This window comes from Cupriavidus sp. 22TCCZM01-5, from assembly GCF_057798915.1.
In genome coordinates this window covers 1-18,840 of sequence record NZ_JBYOJR010000049.1, presented here as the reverse complement: position 1 = coordinate 18,840, position 18,840 = coordinate 1, and the positions used below count along the sequence as shown (strand labels likewise).

13 protein-coding genes are annotated in these 18,840 nt (G+C 66.5%); 8 read left to right on the top strand and 5 right to left on the bottom strand.

The features are described from left to right. Positions 1–113 precede the first annotated feature (113 nt). A complete protein-coding gene (gene polA / locus AC3FNH_RS30070) occupies positions 114–2,939 on the bottom strand; it encodes a DNA polymerase I (RefSeq protein ID WP_488722666.1) in 2,826 nt (941 codons plus the stop codon). Positions 2,940–2,943: 4 nt separating this feature from the next. Here polA and AC3FNH_RS30065 point away from each other — a divergent pair, with 4 nt between their 5' ends. The 4 genes from AC3FNH_RS30065 (at position 2,944) to AC3FNH_RS30050 (ending at position 6,446) form a co-directional block, all read left to right on the top strand. Beyond that, on the top strand, positions 2,944–3,882 hold the full coding sequence (locus AC3FNH_RS30065) for an LOG family protein (protein WP_276098090.1): 939 nt from the start codon (positions 2,944–2,946) through the stop codon (positions 3,880–3,882). Positions 3,883–4,127: 245 nt separating this feature from the next. After that, positions 4,128–4,544, top strand: coding sequence for a hypothetical protein (locus tag AC3FNH_RS30060; protein ID WP_276098091.1), 417 nt, complete (start codon positions 4,128–4,130; stop codon positions 4,542–4,544). A 112-nt stretch (positions 4,545–4,656) separates the two neighbouring features. After that, complete coding sequence (locus AC3FNH_RS30055; protein ID WP_276098092.1) at positions 4,657–5,652, top strand: homoserine kinase; 996 nt, start codon at positions 4,657–4,659, stop codon at positions 5,650–5,652. A 5-nt stretch (positions 5,653–5,657) separates the two neighbouring features. Beyond that, positions 5,658–6,446 carry a BPSS1780 family membrane protein gene (locus tag AC3FNH_RS30050; RefSeq protein ID WP_276098093.1) on the top strand — a complete coding sequence of 263 codons (789 nt, stop codon included), beginning with the start codon at positions 5,658–5,660 and terminating at the stop codon, positions 6,444–6,446. A gap of 62 nt (positions 6,447–6,508) precedes the next feature. Here the strand turns inward: AC3FNH_RS30050 and AC3FNH_RS30045 are convergent, their stop codons facing one another. Together AC3FNH_RS30045 and AC3FNH_RS30040 are read right to left on the bottom strand one after the other, a co-directional pair. Further along, positions 6,509–7,834 carry an MFS transporter gene (locus tag AC3FNH_RS30045; RefSeq protein WP_276098094.1) on the bottom strand — a complete coding sequence of 442 codons (1,326 nt, stop codon included), beginning with the start codon at positions 7,832–7,834 and terminating at the stop codon, positions 6,509–6,511. Between the two features lie 164 nt (positions 7,835–7,998). Beyond that, positions 7,999–9,660, bottom strand: a complete 1,662-nt coding sequence (locus AC3FNH_RS30040) for a GMC family oxidoreductase (RefSeq protein ID WP_276098095.1) — start codon at positions 9,658–9,660, stop codon at positions 7,999–8,001. A 132-nt stretch (positions 9,661–9,792) separates the two neighbouring features. Here AC3FNH_RS30040 and AC3FNH_RS30035 point away from each other — a divergent pair, with 132 nt between their 5' ends. Then, positions 9,793–10,626, top strand: a complete 834-nt coding sequence (locus AC3FNH_RS30035; protein ID WP_488722665.1) for an IclR family transcriptional regulator — start codon at positions 9,793–9,795, stop codon at positions 10,624–10,626. Positions 10,627–10,675: 49 nt separating this feature from the next. On the opposite strand, the gene AC3FNH_RS30030 is transcribed toward AC3FNH_RS30035, so the two are convergent. Then, positions 10,676–11,434 (bottom strand): IclR family transcriptional regulator, encoded by a 759-nt coding sequence (locus AC3FNH_RS30030; protein WP_276098097.1) that lies wholly within the window; start codon positions 11,432–11,434, stop codon positions 10,676–10,678. Positions 11,435–11,644: 210 nt separating this feature from the next. Here AC3FNH_RS30030 and sauS point away from each other — a divergent pair, with 210 nt between their 5' ends. The 3 genes from sauS to AC3FNH_RS30015 all read left to right on the top strand — a co-directional run bounded on the left by sauS (position 11,645) and on the right by AC3FNH_RS30015 (position 16,193). Beyond that, positions 11,645–13,114 carry an acylating sulfoacetaldehyde dehydrogenase gene (gene sauS, locus AC3FNH_RS30025; RefSeq protein WP_488722664.1) on the top strand — a complete coding sequence of 490 codons (1,470 nt, stop codon included), beginning with the start codon at positions 11,645–11,647 and terminating at the stop codon, positions 13,112–13,114. Next, positions 13,111–14,640 (top strand): acyl--CoA ligase, encoded by a 1,530-nt coding sequence (locus AC3FNH_RS30020; protein WP_488722663.1) that lies wholly within the window; start codon positions 13,111–13,113, stop codon positions 14,638–14,640. Before sauS ends, AC3FNH_RS30020 begins: the two co-directional genes overlap by 4 nt. 260 nt (positions 14,641–14,900) lie before the next feature. Continuing rightward, a complete protein-coding gene (locus AC3FNH_RS30015) occupies positions 14,901–16,193 on the top strand; it encodes an MFS transporter (RefSeq protein ID WP_488722662.1) in 1,293 nt (430 codons plus the stop codon). Between the two features lie 24 nt (positions 16,194–16,217). Here the strand turns inward: AC3FNH_RS30015 and AC3FNH_RS30010 are convergent, their stop codons facing one another. Continuing rightward, entirely contained in the window at positions 16,218–18,578 is a 2,361-nt protein-coding gene (locus AC3FNH_RS30010) for a UvrD-helicase domain-containing protein (protein ID WP_488722661.1), read from the bottom strand. Positions 18,579–18,840 lie beyond the last annotated feature (262 nt).

Genomic DNA, 18,840 nt, shown 5'->3' with positions numbered 1-18,840 from the left:
CATTCGATACATCGGGTGTCGTATTTCCACGGCTTCAAGGGCATGCAAATGAATACGGCCGGGTACTCCCGGCCGTATCTCTATTGCGTGCGCAACGCGGTCTCAGTGCGCGCTCAGTGCGCTTCTTCCCAGTTCGCGCCGGTGCCGACTTCCGCAACCAGCGGCACACGCAACTGCGCCACCGAACACATCAGTTCGGGCAGCCTGACCTTGACCACTTCCAGTTCGTCCTGCGGCACTTCGAGCACCAGTTCATCATGCACCTGCATGATCTGGCGCGTCTGCAACCGGTCGCGTTCCAGCCAGCCCTGCACCGCGATCATCGACAACTTGATCAGGTCTGCCGCGGTGCCCTGCATGGGCGCGTTGATGGCCGCGCGCTCGGCCGCCTGGCGGCGCGGGCCGCTGCCGCCGTTGATGTCCGGCAGCCACAGGCGCCGGCCGAACACGGTCTCGACGTAGCCCTGTTCGCGCGCGGTCTGGCGCGTGTCCTCCATATACTGCGCGACGCCCGGGTAGCGCATGAAGTAGCGGTCGATATAGTGCTTGGCCGCCTCGCGCTCGATGCCAAGGTTGCTGGCCAGCCCGAACGCGCTCATGCCGTAGATCAGGCCGAAGTTGATCACCTTGGCATAGCGGCGCTGCTCGCTGCTGACGGCCTCGCGCTCCACGCCGAAGATCTCCGCCGCGGTGGCGCGGTGGATGTCCTCGCCATTGGCAAACGCGCGCAGCAGGTTCTCGTCGCCCGAGATATGGGCCATGATGCGCAGCTCGATCTGCGAGTAGTCGGCCGACACGATCACGCTGCCCGGCGGCGCGATGAACGCTTCGCGGATGCGCCGCCCTTCCTCCGTGCGCACGGGGATGTTCTGCAGGTTCGGGTCCGTCGACGCCAGCCGGCCTGTCACCGCTGTGGCCTGTCCGTAGCTGGTATGCACGCGGCCGGTGTGCGGGTTGACCATCTTCGGCAGCTTGTCCGTGTAGGTGGACTTGAGCTTGGCCAGGCCGCGGTAGTCGAGCAGCAGCTTGGGCAGCGGATAGTCCTCGGCCAGCTTCTGCAGCACCTCTTCGTCGGTCGACGGCGCGCCGCTCGCGGTCTTCTTGACCACCGGCAGCTTCATCTGGTTGAACAGGATCTCGCCGATCTGCTTGGGCGAGCCCAGGTTGAACGGCTGCCCCGCCGCGTCGTACGCGGCCTGCTCGAGCGCGAGCATGCGCTGGCCCAGGTCGGCGCTCTGCGCAGCGAGCCGCTCGGCATCGATCAGCACGCCGTTGCGTTCGATCTTCTGCAGCACCACCGACACCGGGATCTCGATCTCGTCGTACACGTGGCGCAGGCCCGGCGCGGCCTGCACCTCGGGGAACATCTTGCGGTGCAGGCGCAGCGTCACGTCGGCGTCCTCGGCCGCGTACTCGGTCGCGCGCGCGAGGTCGATCTGGTCGAAGCCGATCTGGCTCGCGCCCTTGCCGCAGACCTCCTCGTAGGTGATGGTCTTCAGGTTCAGCAGGCGCTCGGCCAGGCTGTCCATGCCGTGGTTGCGGTGCGAAGCCAGCACGTAGCTCTCGAGCATGGTGTCCTGCGCGATGCCGCGCAAGGTCACGCCGTGGTTGGCAAATACGTGCATGTCGTACTTGATGTTCTGGCCGAGCTTGGGCTTGCTCTCGTCCTCGAGCCACGCACGCATGCGCGCCAGCACCGCATCGCGCGAAAGCTGGCCGTGATTGTCCATCCCGGCGACATCCGGGCCGCGGTGTCCCACCGGGATATAGCAGGCCTCGCCCGGCTCCACGGACAGCGAGATGCCGACCAGTTGCGCCCGCATCGGATCGAGCGAGGTGGTCTCGGTGTCGATCGCCGTCAGCGGCGCGCTTTCGATGCGCTGCATCCACGCTTCGAAGCCGGCGTCGGTGATCACCATCTCGTAGCGGATCTCGCTCGGCGCGGTATCGTCCTGCGCCTGTGCCACTTCAGTGGCCGACGCCGAAGGCGTGGCCGGCGCATCGAACAGGCCGCCCTGCGCGGGCGCGGCTGCGGCACGGGCGCGTGCCTGCGCGCGCGCATCGGGCAGGCTTTCGCCGGTCAGCTCGCGCAGCCAGGTCTTGAAGCCATAGCGCGAGAAGAAGGCCACCAGCTTCTCCTTGTCCTCGCCGACTTCCCTGAGCGCATGGAAGTCCGCCACGGCATCGGCGAGGTCGCAGTCGGTCTTGACCGTGACCAGCTCGCGCGCCTTCGGCAGCCAGTCGAGCGTATTGCGCAGGTTCTCGCCAACCACGCCCTTGATGCCGTCGGCGTTGGCCATGATGGCGTCAAGCGTGCCATGTTCGGTCAGCCATTTCACCGCGGTCTTGGGTCCCACCTTGGGCACGCCGGGCACGTTGTCGACCGCGTCGCCGATCAGCGACAGATAGTCGACGATGCGCTCGGGCGGCACGCCGAACTTGTTGTTCACGCCGGGCGGGTCGAGCACTTCGCCGCTCATGGTATTGACCAGCGTGACGTGGTCATTGACGAGCTGCGCGAGGTCCTTGTCGCCGGTGGACACCACCGTGCGCACGCCCTGCTCGCCGGCCTGCCTGGCCAGGGTGCCGATCACGTCGTCGGCCTCGACGCCTTCCACCACGACGATGGGCCAGCCCAGCGCACGCACGGCTTCATGGATCGGCTCGATCTGGCGCGCCAGGTCTTCCGGCATCGACGGACGGTGCTCCTTGTACGCCGGATACAGTTCGTCGCGGAAGGTCTTGCCCTTGGCGTCGAACACGCAGGCGCTATACTCTGCCGGGTAATCGTTGCGCAGCTTGCGCAGCATGTTGATCATGCCGTAGATTGCCCCTGTGGGCAGACCCTCACCATTCCTCAGGTCCGGCAGCGCGTGATAAGCGCGATACAAATAGCTCGATCCATCGACGAGCAAGAGTGTTTTTGGACTATCCGACATTCCCATGGACTCTAAATTGACTGGTGCTGCAGCAGGCGGTGCTTCGACCGCCCCCCTTGCCGACCCGGATGTTTCCGATATCTCCGGCGATACCGTACAACCCCCGCCGGAAGCTGCTTCCGAACACGCGGCTGCGGTCGCCCGCGCGGCCGATGCCGCCGCCGCTGGCAACCCCGCGCAGCCGGCCGCGGATGGCGCCGCGTCGCGTGCCAATCCGCGCAAGATGATTCCCAGCCTGCGTGCGCTGGCCGACGAAGACCGCGCAACCGCGAAGAAGGCGCGCGCCTCGTGGCAAATGTTCACGATTATGGCAGAGTTCATCGAGGCCACCGAGTACCTGTCGGAGATCCGGCCGGCGGTCTCGATCTACGGCAGCGCGCGCCTGCGCGAGGACTCGCCTTACTACCAGCGCACCATCGAAATCGCGCGGCTGTTCTCGGATGCCGGCTTTGCGGTGATCTCCGGCGGCGGCCCCGGCATCATGGAAGCGGCCAACAAGGGCGCGCACGCCGGCAAGTCGGCCAGCGTCGGCCTGAATATCGAACTGCCGCACGAACAGCAGGGCAATCCGTACCAGGACATTGCCATGCGGTTCCGCCATTTCTTCACGCGCAAGGTCACCTTCGTCAAGAACTCCGATGCCTTCATCGTCATGCCGGGCGGTTTCGGCACGCTCGATGAACTCGCCGAGGTGCTGACGCTGGTACAGACCGGCAAGTCCCGTTCCGTGCCCGTGGTGATGTTCGGCAGCCGCTTCTGGAAGGGCCTGCTGGACTGGTTCCGCTTCACGCTGCTGCCGATGGGCCTGATTGCCGAGCACGACCTCGACCTGATGAAGATCGTCGACGAGCCGCATGAAGTGCTGGAAGCGGTCTATGAGTACTACGAGCAGCGCGGCGGCGACAAGCCGATTCCGCCCAAGGAAGAAATGTTCTACCTGTAAGACTAAACCGGGCGCAAGGGAGGCCGGCGTCACTGGCGCATAGGCCCCCGTTGCGGCGTTGCCGGGGTGCCCCACAGGCCACGGCAGCGGCCCGTTCACGGCAGGAATTGCTAGAATAGGAGCTATCAGCTTGCCAATCCCGGCGCCGCCGGGAAGCAGCCAACGCCGAGCCAACGCCCGAGCCAACGCCGCATTCCGCCGCACAGCGTGCCGTATCGACCGCTTTGCGACACAGGAGCCCCCTGATGAACTCCCCCTCACTCCGGTCCGCCGAGCCTGCAAGCACAGCGGCAGCCACCTCCCGGACACCGCGCCTGGCCCTGGCCGCCGCGGTGCTGGCGCTGGTGTTGCCCGGCGTAGCCCTGGCGCAGCCCGCCGAGGAAAGCAACGCCCTGACGCAGCAGGAACTGAACCGGATCAACAGCCAGCCGATCGCGCCGGCCGCCCAGACGCAGATCAACCAGCCGCGCCAGCCGAGCTTCCAGCTCAACGAGCGCGATGGCACGCAGGTGCGCGAATACCGCGACAAGGGCCGCGCCACCGATATCCAGGTCAAGTCCGGGTTCGGCACCAAGTACCAGATGAGCAAGCCGGAGGACAGCTCGCCCAAGATCCGCGAGCATGACGTCAATCGCGTGCCTTCGGTCAATCTGACGTTCTGATTCCGACTACCCACGGCCCGGGCGAACCTGGGCCGCGCCGGTCCTCCGGCAGTCTTGCCGCGGCGGCGGCACCTGTGTGCCGCCGCTTTCCGTTTCGCATCACACGACAAGTATGGCCGTATTCACCACGGTCTCGCAGGACGAGATCGCCCGCTGGCTGCTTGACTACGACCTTGGCGAAGTCCGCGCATTGCGCGGCATCGCCTCCGGCATCGAGAACAGCAACTTCTTTCTGACCACGGAGCAGGATGGCCGCACGCACGAGTACGTGCTGACCATCTTCGAGCGGCTCACGTTCGACCAGCTGCCCTATTACCTGCACCTGATGGCGCACCTGGCCGCGCGCGGCATCACCGTGCCCGCGCCGATCCCGGCGCGCGACGGCGAGATCCTGCGCGCGCTCAAGGGCAAGCCCGCGACCATCGTCACGCGCCTGCCGGGCGCGTCCCAGCTCAAGCCTGATGCCGAGCACTGCGCGCAGGTCGGCGACATGCTCGCGCGCATGCACGTGGCCGGCCAGGACTATCCGCGCAGCCAGCCCAACCTGCGCAGCCTGCCGTGGTGGCAACAGACCGAGGCGGAGATCGTGCCGTTCCTCGACGCGCAGCAACGCACGTTGCTGCAGCAGGAAATCGCGCACCAGGCGGCCTTCTTTGGCAGCGCCGACTATGCGGCCATGCAGGGCGGCCCGTGTCACTGCGACCTGTTCCGCGACAACGCGCTGTTCGAGGAAGACGGCAAGGGTCACCACCGCCTCGGCGGTTTCTTCGATTTCTATTTCGCCGGCAACGACAAGTGGCTGTTCGACCTCGCCGTGACCGTCAACGACTGGTGCATCGACCTGGCCACCGGCGAGCTGGACAATGTCCGGGCACAGGCACTGGTGCGGGCCTATCATGCGGTTCGGCCGCTCACCGCCACCGAAGCCGCGCACTGGCGCGACATGCTGCGCGCGGGCGCGCTGCGCTTCTGGGTATCGCGCCTGTGGGATTTCTACCTTCCGCGCGAAGCCGACATGCTCCAGCCGCATGACCCGACCCATTTCGAACGCATCCTGCGCCGGCGCCTTGCCATGACGGCCGACGCCGCCGCGCTCGCCTGGATCTGACTGGTATGCAACTACTGGAAGTCCCCGCCAAGGAAGGCTACGTCTGGTTCCGCCAGGGCATCTGGCTGTTCCGCAAGAATCCGCTTGCGTTCCTGATGCTGCTGTTCATCTACCTGATCGCGGCGCAACTGGCCATCGTGGTGCCGCTGATCGGCATCATCGCGCTGCTGGTGGTGACGCCCGGCCTGTCGGTCGGCATCATGACGGCCTGCCGCGAAGTCATCCAGAACAAGCGCGTGCTGCCCACCGTGCTGCTAGCCGGATTCCGCACCAACGGCAAGGAAGCCACGCGCAACCTGCTGGTGCTGGGCGGGATCTATGCCGCGCTGGTGTTCTTGCTGAGCCTGATCGCGGGCGCGCTGGTGGACATGAGCGCGCTGCTGCCGATCCTGCTGAAGGAAGAGACGCTGACGGCCGAGGCCGTGCGTCAGCTCTACTACGCACTGCTGATCGGCGCGCTGCTCTACACGCCGATCGCCATGATGTTCTGGTTCGCCCCGCTGCTCGCCGCCTGGCATGGCGTGCCCCCCGTCAAGGCGATGTTCTTCAGCTGGACCGCGTGCTGGCGCAACCGCGGAGCCTTCTTCACCTACGTGCTGCTGTTTGCCGTGCTGCTGGTGGCGATCCCGTTCTTCCTGGAAACCCTCTTCAGCGCGTTCGGCGCCGAGACCGTGCTGTCGTTCCTGGTCACGCCGTATTCGCTGCTGATGCTCGCCATCCTGTACTGCTCGTTCTATGCGACCTACCGCGGCTGCTTCAATATCGTCCCTGCGGAAGAGGCTACGCCGACCTGAGCTGCCACGACAAAGGCCGGCGCAACGCCGGCCTTATGCAATTGACAACAAGCCCCCTTGCCTCACGGCCAGGTCGTCAACACCCCGTCCTGCTGGCGCGACGCGCCAACACGCGCATCCCGGCCGATCCAGGCCGCCGACAACGCCGACACCACCCCCGCGAAAGCCACGTAGGCGCAGATCTGCCACGGCTGGCCCCCGCCGGTCTTGAGCAGCGCCGTCGCAATGATCGGCGTGATCCCCGAGGCGAAGATGCCCGAGAACTGGTAGACGAACGAGATCCCCGTGTAGCGGACCTTCGCGTCGAACAGCTCGCAGAACAGCGCCGCTTCCGGACCGTACACCGCGGCATAGAGAATGCCGAACGGCACCACGATCGACACCCACACCAGCAGCGTGCTGTGCCCGCTGTTGAGCATGAGCCAGAACGCCGGGAACGAGGAAAACGCGGTCAGCAGCGACCCCCAGAAGTACACGCGCGTGCGGCCGATGCGATCGGACAGGCTGCCGAAGAACGGGATGAACACGCACATCACGATCGCCGCCGCCATCACGCCGATCAGTGCCTGCGTGCGCGAAAGCTGCAGGGTCTGGGTCAGGTAGCCGATCGAGAACACCCCGAAGATATTGAAGAACACGCCGTCGATGTAGCGCGCGCCCATGCCCTTGAGGATGTTGCCGGGATAGCGCTGGATCATGTCGACGAACGGAATACGGGTCTCGGCGTTGCGCTGCTTGACTGCGGCGAACTCCGGCGTTTCCTTGACGTTCAGGCGGATATACATGCCGACGAACACCATCGCCGCCGAGACCAGGAAGGCCACGCGCCAGCCCCAGGCCAGGAACTGCGCATCGGTCAGCGTCAGCGACAGTAGCGCCACCACGCCCGATGCCAGGCACAGGCCGATCGACAGGCCGATCTGCGGCAGCGAGGCATAGAAGCCCTTCCGGCCCGGGGGCGCGTACTCGTAGGCCATCAGCACCGCCCCACCCCATTCGCCACCCAGGCCGATGCCCTGCAGCACGCGTAGCAGCAACAGAAGGACCGGCGCCCAGATGCCGATGCTGTCGTAAGTCGGCACCAGCCCGATCAGGAACGTCGAGACACCCATGATCATCAGCGTGATCACCAGCATGCTCTTGCGCCCGATGCGGTCACCGAAGTGGCCGAAGATCACGCCGCCGAGCGGGCGCGTGACGAAGCCAACGGCGAACGTGGTGTAGGCCAGCATGGTGGCGACCAGCGGATCGCTTGCTGGAAAGTAGAGCTTGTTGAAGACGATGCCGGCGACAACGCCGTAGAGGAAGAAGTCATACCACTCAATGGTGGCGCCGATCAATGACGCCGCCACGACCTTGCGGACGGCGCGTTCGTTGGTACCTGTCATGCTTGTCTCCTTTTGTCGTGCGGACGGCGGCTGTATGTTTGTTGTGTGCGCCGGGTGGTACTGCCAACCGGCACCCGCCAGGCAACAGGGCATGGCGGGTGCCGGAAAAAGCTATCCATACGCGAGGTGGGACATGGCCCCTGATGTGCTGCCTGTTGTCCTGTTCATGCAGCCAGCGCCACCGGCGCGATACCCGCCACGGTTGCACTGGTCCGCTCCTTCTGCGCGTCTTCCCGAATGAAGTCCGCCGCGCGTTCGGCCATCATCACGACGGGCACGTTGGTGTTGCCCGACACCAGTGTCGGCATCACCGAGCAATCAACCACGCGCAGGCCCGCCACGCCATGCACGCGCAGCCGCGCATCCACCACCGCCTGCGGATCGCTGCCCGGTCCCATCTTTGCCGTGCCTGACGGATGGAAGATCGTGGCGCCGTACTCGCGGCAGAAGTGCAGGATTTCGTCATCGGTGCGCACGTCGTCGCCGGGGCGGAACTCGCGCTTCATCAGGGCGCGCATCGGCTCGGTCTGCGCGACCTTGCGCGCGAACCTGACGGCAGCGATGGCACTGCGGCGATCCAGGTCGGTCGACAGGTAATTGGGCTGGATCGACGGCGCCTCGAACGGATCGGTCGAGCGGATGCGCACCGCGCCGCGCGACTCGGGCCGCAACTGGCACACCGAATAGGTGCAGCCCGAAAACGGATGGACGCTGCCACCCGCCATGTCCGCGGACAGGGTGGCGAAGTGGAACTGCGTATCCGGCGTGGCGCTCTCCTGCGGCAGCACGCGGCAGAACATGGCGCCCTGGTTGATGCCGACCGCCAGCGGCCCCCTGCGGCGCAGCAGCCATTCCAGCCCCATGCGCGCCTTGCCCCATAGCGAGCGCAACTGGTCGTTGGTCGTGATGGGCCGCGCCACTTCATAGATCAGCCGGATCTGCAGATGGTCCTGCAGGTTCTCGCCGACGCCCGGCAACGCGTGCACCACGGGGATGCCCATCTCTTGCAACAGCGGCGCCGGCCCGACGCCGGACAACTGCAGCAGTTGCGGCGACTGCAGCGCGCCCGCGCACAGCACCACCTCGCGCGTGGCACGCACGATGAACGGCTGGCCGTCCTTCACGTAGCGCACGCCCACGGCGCGCTTGCCTTCAAACAGGATGGCGGTGGTATGCGCGCCCGTCTCGACGCGCAGGTTCGGCCGCGAACGTGCCGGCCGCAGGTACGCCACCGCCGTCGAGCAACGCCAGCCCTTGCGCGTGGTCAGTTGGTAGTAGCCCACGCCCTCCTGGTCACCGCTGTTGAAGTCAACCTTGCGCGGTACCCCGAGCGCCTGCCCGGCGCCGATAAATGCATCCACCAGCGGATGCGGCCGGTCGATCGAGGTTGCATTGAGTGGCCCTTCGGTGCCGCGCGTCGGCCCCGCGCCACGGTCGTTATTCTCGAGCTTGCGGAAGTACGGCAGGCAGTCGTCCCAACTCCATCCCGGATTGCCCTGGGCCTCCCAGCGGTCGTAGTCCTCGCGCTGGCCGCGCACATAGATCAGTCCATTGATGGCGCTGCTGCCGCCGAGCGTGCGGCCCCGGGGCCAGTAGATGCGCCGGTCGAGCATATTGGGGTCCGGATCGGTGTAGAAGCCCCAGTTCACCTCCTTGTGGAACATGGTCTTGCCGTAGCCGATCGGGATGTGGATCCACGGATAGCTGTCGGGCGGCCCTGCCTCCAGCAGGCAGACTGTGTGCTTGCCGTCCTCGCTGAGCCGGTTGGCAAGCACGCAGCCGGCCGAGCCGGCGCCCACGACGATGTAGTCAACGCTCTGCGACATAGTCGCTGTCTCCTGGTTTCACCGGCTGGACGCGGCCAGCGGCGCTCTTATAATGAAACGTCTTGTTCCGATTTCTGGAGTTTTGACGGACAACCGCGACTGGGAAAGTGAAATCGACAGAGGGCGCCCGAAATGAAACAGAACGTGGCATTTCCGTTTCAGAAGTGCAGTGCAGCAGAGGGAGAACCCGCAGACGACGAGGCCCGCGCGCTGCGCGTGCTGGTGGTGCTGGAAAGCCTGGCGTGTGCGCAGCATCCCCAGACGCTGTCGCAGCTCACCCAGCGCCTGCGCGTACCGAAGGCCACGCTGATGCGGCTGCTCGGCGCCATGGAACGCGCCGGCTTTGTCACCCAGTTGCCGCCCGAGCGCGGCTTCGTTCCCGGCCCGCGCGCCGTGGGGCTGGCGCTGCAGACGCTCAAGAGCCCGCCGGTGCTGCGCGAGTGCCGCGCCATCCTTGGCTCCGTGGTCGCCGCGCTTGGCGAGACCTGCAACCTCACGGCACTGCATGGCGACCAGGTGCTCTATATCGAGCGGGTGGAAACCCATGAACCGCTGCGGCTGCAGCTCTCGCCTGGCGTGCATGTACCGTTGCATTGCACGGCGAGCGGGAAGCTGTTCCTGTCGGCGATGAACCGGCTGGAGCGGCAGCGGACGCTCAAGTACCTGCCTCTTACGGCCAACACACCGCGGACGATCTCCGACCCCTTGCTGCTCGAAGCCGAGCTCGAGCGCGTGCGCTCACGCGGAATTGGCGTGGATAACGAGGAGTTCGTGCGGGGGATGTGTGCGGTGGCCGTGCCAGTGCGGGAGCCGGCAGCCGCCGCCGGCGGCGACGGCTCGGGGCGTGTCGTCGCGGCGATCGCGTGCCATGCGCCTACGGCGCGCAAGCCGCTCGAGGCATTGATGCGGGCGGCACCCGTGTTGGAGAGGGCGGCCCGGGAGATGGGAAGCGTTCTATGTGAGTGATGTTGGGGGGTCTCATGCCTGGCGGGCACCGAATAACGCCCCCGCCCCCTCACTCACAAAACGTCCTCCCCATCTGCTCCGCCGCCCCTCTCAGATCCGGCACGAATTCATACAACCGCTCCATCGACATCCGCGCCAGCGGCGCCTGCACGGCAATCGCGGCGCAAGCCCGATTGCGGTTGAGCATGACCGGCACCGCCACGGCGATCATCCCCTGCAGGTTTTCCTGGTTATTGACGCCCAGCCGGCGACGGCGGGTCTCCGCGAGCTCTGAGCGCAGTACGTCGATATCCGTGATGGTGTTCGCCGACTGCGCCCGCAGCGGCAGGCTGGCAATCAGCCTCTCGCGCTGCGCGCAGGGCAGGAACGCCAGCAGCAGCTTGCCGCTGGCCGAGCAATGCAAGGGCACGCGCGACCCCGGCTGCAGGTGCATCCGCAGCGGCCATTGCGTTTCCACGCGATCGAGATAGACCACATCGTCGCCGGACAGCATGGTCAGGTTGCAGGTCTCGCCGACCTTGTCGACGAGCTGCTGCAGGATCGCGTGGCGCGCCGCCGCCGGCCCCGCCTGCATCAGCACATTGACCGCGAACTGCCGCACACGTGACGAGCACTCGTAGTACCGGCTGCCGGCGGTGCGAGACACCAGCCACGTGCTTTCGAGCTGCTTGAGCAGCCGGTGCACGGTCTGCTTCGGCAGCCCGATCTCCTGCACGATCGCCGCCAGCGACAGCGGCCCCTCTGCCGTCGACAGGATCTCGAGAATGCGGAAGGCGCGCACCGCGGCGGCGTTCGAGTGATTGCTCATGGATTCAATTTATAGGATTCCGGGACGCCCTGACGTCCCGAAAACTGCGTTCCGCAATTCGCCTCCCTGCGGCGCCCGCAAAAGCGCACAAATTGGGACGAGCTGCCCCGCCGGCTTCACTAGATTCGATCCGGGGCCAGCGCCATTCGCCGCGTAGCGAGCCACGCGACAAGCCGCGCGACCCCGACGTCCAAACCGCGGAGTCGATCCATGAGTGTGCAAATACTGCGTCACCGGCAGTCCAACAATCCCGATTTGCCCCAAGGGGCACCTTCCGGCCCCGACCAGACGGCGCAGACCGTCGCCGCGATCGTGGCGCGGGCCAGGCAGGCGCAGCGCGAGTTCGCGCGGGCCGACCAGGCCACCATCGACACAGCCGTGGCCGCGGCCGCGTGGGCCATCATGGAGCCCGCGCGCAACCGGCAGCTTGCGCAATGCGCCGTGGCCGACACCGGGCTCGGCAATGTCGAGGACAAGATCCGCAAGAACTACCGCAAGACGCTCGGGCTGTTGCGCGACCTGCACGGCCGCAAGACGGCGGGAGTGATCTCCCAGGATCCGGAGACCGGCATCACCGAGATCGCGCGTCCCGTAGGCGTGGTGGCGGCGATCACGCCTTCCACCAACCCGGCGGCGACGCCGGCCAACAAGATCCTCAACGCGCTCAAGTGCGGCAACAGCGTGATCGTCGCGCCATCGCCGAAGGGCCAGGGCACGTGCGAGCTGCTGCTGTCGTTCATCCACGCCGAGTTCGCGCGCGCCGGCCTGCCCGCCGACCTCGTGCAGATGCTGCCCACGCCGGTCTCGAAGGCGGCCACGGCGGAACTGATGCGGCAGGCCGACCTGGTGGTCGCCACGGGCTCGCAGGCCAATGTGCGCATGGCCTACACCAGCGGTACGCCGGCGTTCGGCGTCGGCGCCGGCAACGTGGCGTCGATCATCGACAGCAGCGCGGCGCTGGACGACGCCGCCGCGAAGATCGTGCGCTCCAAGACCTTCGACAACGCCACGAGCTGTTCCTCGGAGAACAGCCTGGTCGTGCTCGACGCCGTCTACAAACCCATGCTCAAGGCGCTGGCCGCGGTGGGCGGCGTGCTGCTCACGTCGACGGAGAAGGCGCGGCTGCAGGCGCTGATGTGGCAAGACGGCAAGCTGGCCGGACAGGCCACCGGCCAGAGCGCACGGCGCATTGCCGAGCTTGCCGGGCTCGAACGCGTGCGCGACCAGCAACCGACCATGCTGCTGGTCGAGGAAACCGGCGTGGGCGGCGACTTCCCGTTTTCCGGCGAAAAGCTCTCGCCGGTGCTGACGCTGTACCGCGCCGCCGATCTTCCGGCTGCGGTCGAATGCGTGTCGCGCCTCTATGACTACATGGGCGCCGGCCACTCCGTCAGTCTGCATACGGCCAACCCGCGCCAGGCGCTCCAGCTCGGCATGGAACTGCCCGTGGCGCGCGTGATCGTCAACCAGGCGCACTGCTTCGCCACGGGCGGGAATTTCGACAACGGCCTGCCGTTCTCGCTGTCGATGGGTTGCGGCACGTGGGGCGGCAACAACTTCTCCGACAACCTCGGCTGGCGCCAGTACCTGAACATCACGCGCATTGCGGTGCCCATCGCCGAGTGCGTGCCCGATGAAGCCGAACTGCTCGGCGACTACTTTGCGAGGGTCGGCAAATGAATGCGCGCGTGGAACCCCAAGCCTTCGAGAGCCTGGCCACGCTGATGGCCGCGCGCGCCGCGCAATGGCCCGACCGGCCCTATCTGCTGGCGCCCGACAGCGGCCATGCACTCACGTTCGGCGCGCTCGCCACCGACGCTGACATACTTGGCGAACGCTATGCGGCTGCGGGCCTGGAAAGCGGACAGACGGTGTCGGTCTACCTGCCCAACGGCGAACAGACCGCGCGCCTGCTGCTCGGCACCATGGCGTGCGGGCTCGTCGTCAATCCGATCAACCTGCTGTGCCAGCCGGCGCAGCTGCGCTACATCCTGTCGCATTCGGACACGCGGCTCGTCTTCACGTGGCCAGGCGGCGAGGCCGCGATCCGCGAGGCATTGCGCGAAGGCGGCCTCGATGTGCCGGTGGTGGTCACCGGCCCCGATGCCACGGACCTCCCGGCGCTGCCCGCCGTGAGAAAGCATGCATGCGCACTGCCGCCCCCGGAGCCGCATGCACCCGCGCTGCTGATGTACACCTCGGGCACGACAGGCACGCCCAAGGGCGTACTGCTCACGCACCACAACCTGGCCACCAACGGCGCCAACGTTAGCCGCGAGCATGCGCTTGGCCCGGGCGACCGGGTGCTGGCCACGCTGCCGCTCTATCACATCAACGGTCTCGTCGTGACCGCGATCGCGCCACTGGTCCACGGCGGATCGGTCGTGATGCCGACGCGTTTCTCGGCAAGCTCGTTCTGGAGCGACATCACGCGCCACGGCTGCACCTGGCTCAACGTGGTGCCGACCATCATCGCCTACCTGCTCAATGATCCGGACGGCAAGGCGCCGCAAGGCGTCCGCTTCTGCCGCTCGGCGTCGGCCGCGCTGCCGCCCGAGCACCACCGTGCATTCGAGGATCGCTTCGGCATCGGCGTGATCGAGACCATGGGCATGACCGAGACCGCCGCGCCCGCCTTCAGCAATCCACTGGATCCGGAACAACGGCGCATTGGCAGCATCGGCCGGCCCTCCGGAACGCGTGCGCGCGTGCTCGCGCGTGACGGCACGCCACTGCCCGACGGGCAGATCGGCGAGATCGTGCTGCAGGGCGAGAACGTGATGGCGGGCTACTACAAGGCGCCCGAGATCACGCGCGACGCCTTTACGCACGACGGCTGGCTGCGCACGGGCGATCTCGGCTACCGCGATGTCGACGGCTACTTCTACATCACCGGGCGCGCCAAGGAACTGATCATCAAGGGCGGCGAAAACATCGCCCCGCGCGAGATCGACGAGGCGCTGCTGCGGCACCCCGCGGTGCTTGAAGCGGCAGCGGTCGGCGTGCCCGACCCGGCCTATGGGCAGGAGATCGTCGCCTTCGTCGTCATGCGAGATGCCGCTCCCTGCGATGACGCGTCACTGCGCGCGCACTGCCTGCGCGAACTGGGCCGCTACAAGACGCCGAAGGAGTTCCGCTTCATTGCCGAGCTGCCGCGCGGCCCGTCAGGAAAAGTGCAGCGGCTCAAGCTGCTCGACCCCGCCTGAACGCCTGGATTCCCGATTCCCCGGGACAGCCGCGTTGCGGCCTACCGGTCCGCAACCATCGCCAAGGAGACCATCGACCGCCCTCGCACCGGAACAGGAGACAAGACTTATCCGGTAACCCGACAGACAGCAGATTGCTCAAGGACGGGGCAGCACGGCTGACGCCGTGCCCTGGCCGGCCGCATGCGCATGGCGATGGACCATGCGCCGGGCGGCCGCCCCGTCAACGCCACGCGCGCCAGCCGCGCACAGGAGGTGGTATGAAGCAACGCATCAAGACCCGGCATATGATCCTCGGCGTCATGTGCCTGATGTATTTCATCGCCTATATCGACCGCGTCAACATTTCGGTCGCCGCCCCGCTGATCCGCGAAGAGATGGGATTGACGTCTTCGCAGCTCGGCCTGGTGTTCTCCGCCTTTGCTTATCCGTATGCCGCCATGCAGATCCTCGGCGGCTGGCTCTCCGACAAGTTCGGGCCCAAGAAAGTGCTGATCGTGCTGTCCCTGATCTGGGGCGTGGCCACCGTGCTGACCGGCTTCGCCGGCAGCGTGATGATGCTGGTGGTGCTGCGCTTCGTGCTGGGCATCGGCGAAGGCGGCGCATTCCCGACTGCGACGCGCGCGTTCACGTACTGGATGCCGGTAGCCGAGCGTGGCTTCGCGCAGGGCATCACGCACAGCTTTGCACGGCTCGGCGGCGCGATCACGCCGCCGATCGTGCTGGCCATCGTGGCCACCGCCGGCTGGCGCGAGGCGTTTATCGTACTCGGCGCGGTCAGCCTCGGCTGGACCCTGCTCTACGCCGGCGTGTTCAAGGACTCACCTGACGAGCACAGGCGCGTGACGCCGCAGGAGCTGCAGGAGATCGGCTACCGGCGCGGCGAATGCCAGCGTTCGGCCAAGGCGGCCACGCCGTGGCGGCGCCTGTTCCGGCGCATGTGGCTGGTGACGTTCGTGGACTTCTGCTACGGCTGGTCGCTGTGGGTCTACCTGACCTGGCTGCCGTCATACCTGAAGGAAGCGCGCGGCTTCGACCTGAAGCAGCTCGCACTGTTCACGGCGCTGCCGCTGATGGCGGGCGTGGTCGGCGACACGCTCGGCGGCGTGCTGTCGGACCGCATCTACAAGCGCACCGGCAACCTGCGCCTGGCGCGCGGCGCGATCCTGTTCGCGGGCCTGGCCGGCTCGCTGATGTTCATCGTGCCGATGACCTACACGGCCGACGCCGTGAACGCGGTGATCCTGCTGTCGCTGTCGTTCTTCTTCCTGGAGCTGACCAACGCCGTGCTGTGGAGCCTGCCGCTCGACATTGCCGGCAAGTACGCCGGCACCGCGGGCGGCATGATGAACACGGGCTTCGGGCTGGCCGGCATGATCTCGCCGGTGGTGTTCGGCTACCTGATCGAGGCCACAGGCAGCTACAACCTGCCCTTCATGATCTCGGCGGCGTTGCTAGGCGTGGGCGCGGTGGCTTCGCTGTTCATCAACCCGCTGAAAACCGTGGACACGCCCGAGGAAAAGACCGCCGAAGTCCGGCCGGCCTTCCCCTGATGCGTCACGCGAAGTCGGACCCGCTCAGTTGATCGGATCGAGCTTCGCCACTGCCAGCGCCAGCCACTTGGCGCCGTGGCGCTTGAACTCGATCTGGGCGCGGGCATCCGCGCCCTCTCCTTCCAGCGCCTTGATCACGCCTTCACCGAACTTGTTGTGGAACACCTGCTGGCCGACGCGGAAACCCGTGCCGGCTTCGCGCTTGGCATCGGCATAGCCGTTGCCGGTGTCCATGCCGCCGGTAGGCTTGTTGCCGGAATACGGGACATCCTCCGGCTTGCGGAACCAGTCGCGGCCCCACGCGCTGTCGCGCTCCTGCCGGCGGACGCCGCCGTAGCTCTGCTGCTGCGGCGTGAGCCATTTCAGCGCTTCCTCGGGCAGTTCCTCGAAGAAGCGCGAGCGCACGTGGTAGCGCATCTGGCCATGCAGCACGCGGCTTTGCGCAAAGGACAGGTAGAGCCGCTCGCGCGCACGCGTGATCGCCACGTACATCAGGCGGCGCTCTTCCTCGAGCCCGTCCAGTTCCATGGCGCTGTTCTCGTGCGGGAACAGCCCCTCTTCCAGCCCGGTGATGAACACCACGTTGAACTCCAGGCCCTTGGCAGCGTGCACGGTCATCATCTGCACCGCGTCCTGGCCGGCCTGGGCCTGATTGTCGCCGGCCTCCAGCGAGGCGTGCGTGAGGAACGCCACCAGCGGCGTCATCACCACCGGCAGCGCTTCCGGGTCCAGCACCTGCTGGGCCTGGTCGCCGTCGGCAAGCTGCGGCACGGCCTGCGCGGCGCGCGACTCGAAGCCGACCGGGATCACCGCGGCCAGTGCTTCCAGCCCATAGCCCTCTTCCACGACAAAGGCCTGCGCCGCGGTCACCAGTTCCTGCAAGTTCTCGATGCGGTCCTGGCCTTCCTTTTCGCCGCGGTAATGCGTGATCAAGCCGCTGGCGTTGGTCACATGCTCGACCACCTCGGCCAGCGTCATGCGGCGCGTTTCGGCGCGCATCTGCTCGATCAGCCGGACGAACGCCGCCAGCTTGCTGCCCGCCGCGCCCGGCACATAGGCCACGGCTTCGGCCAGCGAGCAGTTGTACTGGCGCGCGGCATCCTGCAATTGCTCCAGCGAGCGCGCGCCGATGCCGCGCGCCGGGAAGTTCACCACGCGGCCGAAGGCGGCATCGTTGCGCGGGTTCTCCAGCAGTTGCAGGTAGGCCAGCGCGTGCTTGATTTCGGCGCGCTCGAAGAAGCGCAGGCCGCCGTACACGCGGTAGGCGATGCCGGCCGAGAACAGCGCGTGTTCGATCACGCGCGACTGCGCATTGCTGCGGTACAGGATCGCGATCTCCGAGCGGCTCATGCCCTGTGCGATCTGGTCGCGGATCTCCTCGATCATCCACGACGCCTCCTGCCCGTCCGAGCCGGCCTGGAACACGCGCACCGGCTCGCCGTGGCCGGCATCGGTGCGCAGGTTCTTGCCCAGGCGGCGCGCGTTGTGCGAGATCAGGTGGTTGGCCGAATCGAGGATATGGCCGTGCGAGCGGTAGTTCTGCTCGAGCTTGATCAGCTTGCGCACGCGGAACTCATGCTCGAAGTCGCGCATATTGCCGACGTTCGCGCCGCGGAACGCGTAGATGCTCTGGTCGTCGTCGCCCACGGCGAACACCGCGGCCGGGTTCTGCGTGCCATAGCCGGCCAGCAGCTTGAGCCACTGGTACTGCAGCACGTTGGTGTCCTGGAACTCGTCCACCAGCACATGGCGGAAGCGGTGCTGGTAATGCTGGCGGATGGCGTCGTTGTAGCGCAGCAGCTCGTAGCAGCGCAGCAGCAGCTCGGCAAAGTCCACCACGCCCTCGCGCTGGCACTGCTCGTCGTAGGCGGCGTACAGGTCGACGAAGCGGCGGTTGAAGTCGTCGTTGGCCTCCACGTCGGCCGGACGCAGGCCCTGCTCCTTGGCGTTGTTGATGAAGTACTGGAGATTCTTGGCCGGGTACTTCTCGTCGTCGACATTGAGCGCCTTCAGCAGCCGCTTGATCGCCGAAAGCTGGTCCTGGGTATCGAGGATGGCAAAGGTCTGCGGCAAGCCGGCATCGCGGAAATGCGCGCGCAGCATGCGGTTGCACAGGCCGTGGAAGGTGCCGATCCACATGCCGCGCGTGTTGATCGGCAGCATCGACGACAGGCGCGTCTGCATTTCCTTGGCGGCCTTGTTGGTGAAGGTCACCGCCAGGATGCCCGCCGGGGATACCCGTCCGTTCTGGATCAGCCAGGCAATGCGGGTGGTCAGCACGCGCGTCTTGCCGCTGCCCGCGCCGGCCAGGATCAGGGCCGGCTCGTCAGGCAGGGTGACGGCGGCGAGTTGTTCGGCGTTTAGGTTGGCGAGCAGGTCGGACATTAAGGATCTTGGCTTATTGTGCTTGGCAGGCGCCGCTGTTTCGCCGGCGTAGCCGGCGAGTCACTTTTTGTCCGAGCGACAAAAAGTAACCAAAAAGCGCGTTTACTTGCCCTAGCGGGCGAATATTGATCGTAGTGTGCTGCGGGTGTTGTACGGGTATGAACTTCAGAGTGTGCCTGGCTGCCTGCCGCGTGGTGCACGTCCGTGGGCAGGATTAGAGCGCTGATTGAACGAGCCCCGAAACTGTCCGTGGTCCCTGCTG

Excerpts from the sequence above, each read along its gene's own strand:
- polA (WP_488722666.1), bottom strand. The coding sequence starts at position 2,939 with ATGTCGGATAGTCCAAAAACACTCTTGCTCGTCGATGGATCGAGCTAT.
- AC3FNH_RS30020 (WP_488722663.1), top strand. The coding sequence starts at position 13,111 with ATGAATGCGCGCGTGGAACCCCAAGCCTTCGAGAGCCTGGCCACGCTG.
- sauS (WP_488722664.1), top strand. The coding sequence starts at position 11,645 with ATGAGTGTGCAAATACTGCGTCACCGGCAGTCCAACAATCCCGATTTG.
- AC3FNH_RS30015 (WP_488722662.1), top strand. The coding sequence starts at position 14,901 with ATGAAGCAACGCATCAAGACCCGGCATATGATCCTCGGCGTCATGTGC.
- AC3FNH_RS30040 (WP_276098095.1), bottom strand. The coding sequence starts at position 9,660 with ATGTCGCAGAGCGTTGACTACATCGTCGTGGGCGCCGGCTCGGCCGGC.
- AC3FNH_RS30050 (WP_276098093.1), top strand. The coding sequence starts at position 5,658 with ATGCAACTACTGGAAGTCCCCGCCAAGGAAGGCTACGTCTGGTTCCGC.
- AC3FNH_RS30065 (WP_276098090.1), top strand. The coding sequence starts at position 2,944 with ATGGACTCTAAATTGACTGGTGCTGCAGCAGGCGGTGCTTCGACCGCC.
- AC3FNH_RS30055 (WP_276098092.1), top strand. The coding sequence starts at position 4,657 with ATGGCCGTATTCACCACGGTCTCGCAGGACGAGATCGCCCGCTGGCTG.
- AC3FNH_RS30035 (WP_488722665.1), top strand. The coding sequence starts at position 9,793 with ATGAAACAGAACGTGGCATTTCCGTTTCAGAAGTGCAGTGCAGCAGAG.
- AC3FNH_RS30030 (WP_276098097.1), bottom strand. The coding sequence starts at position 11,434 with ATGAGCAATCACTCGAACGCCGCCGCGGTGCGCGCCTTCCGCATTCTC.
- AC3FNH_RS30060 (WP_276098091.1), top strand. The coding sequence starts at position 4,128 with ATGAACTCCCCCTCACTCCGGTCCGCCGAGCCTGCAAGCACAGCGGCA.
- AC3FNH_RS30045 (WP_276098094.1), bottom strand. The coding sequence starts at position 7,834 with ATGACAGGTACCAACGAACGCGCCGTCCGCAAGGTCGTGGCGGCGTCA.
- AC3FNH_RS30010 (WP_488722661.1), bottom strand. The coding sequence starts at position 18,578 with ATGTCCGACCTGCTCGCCAACCTAAACGCCGAACAACTCGCCGCCGTC.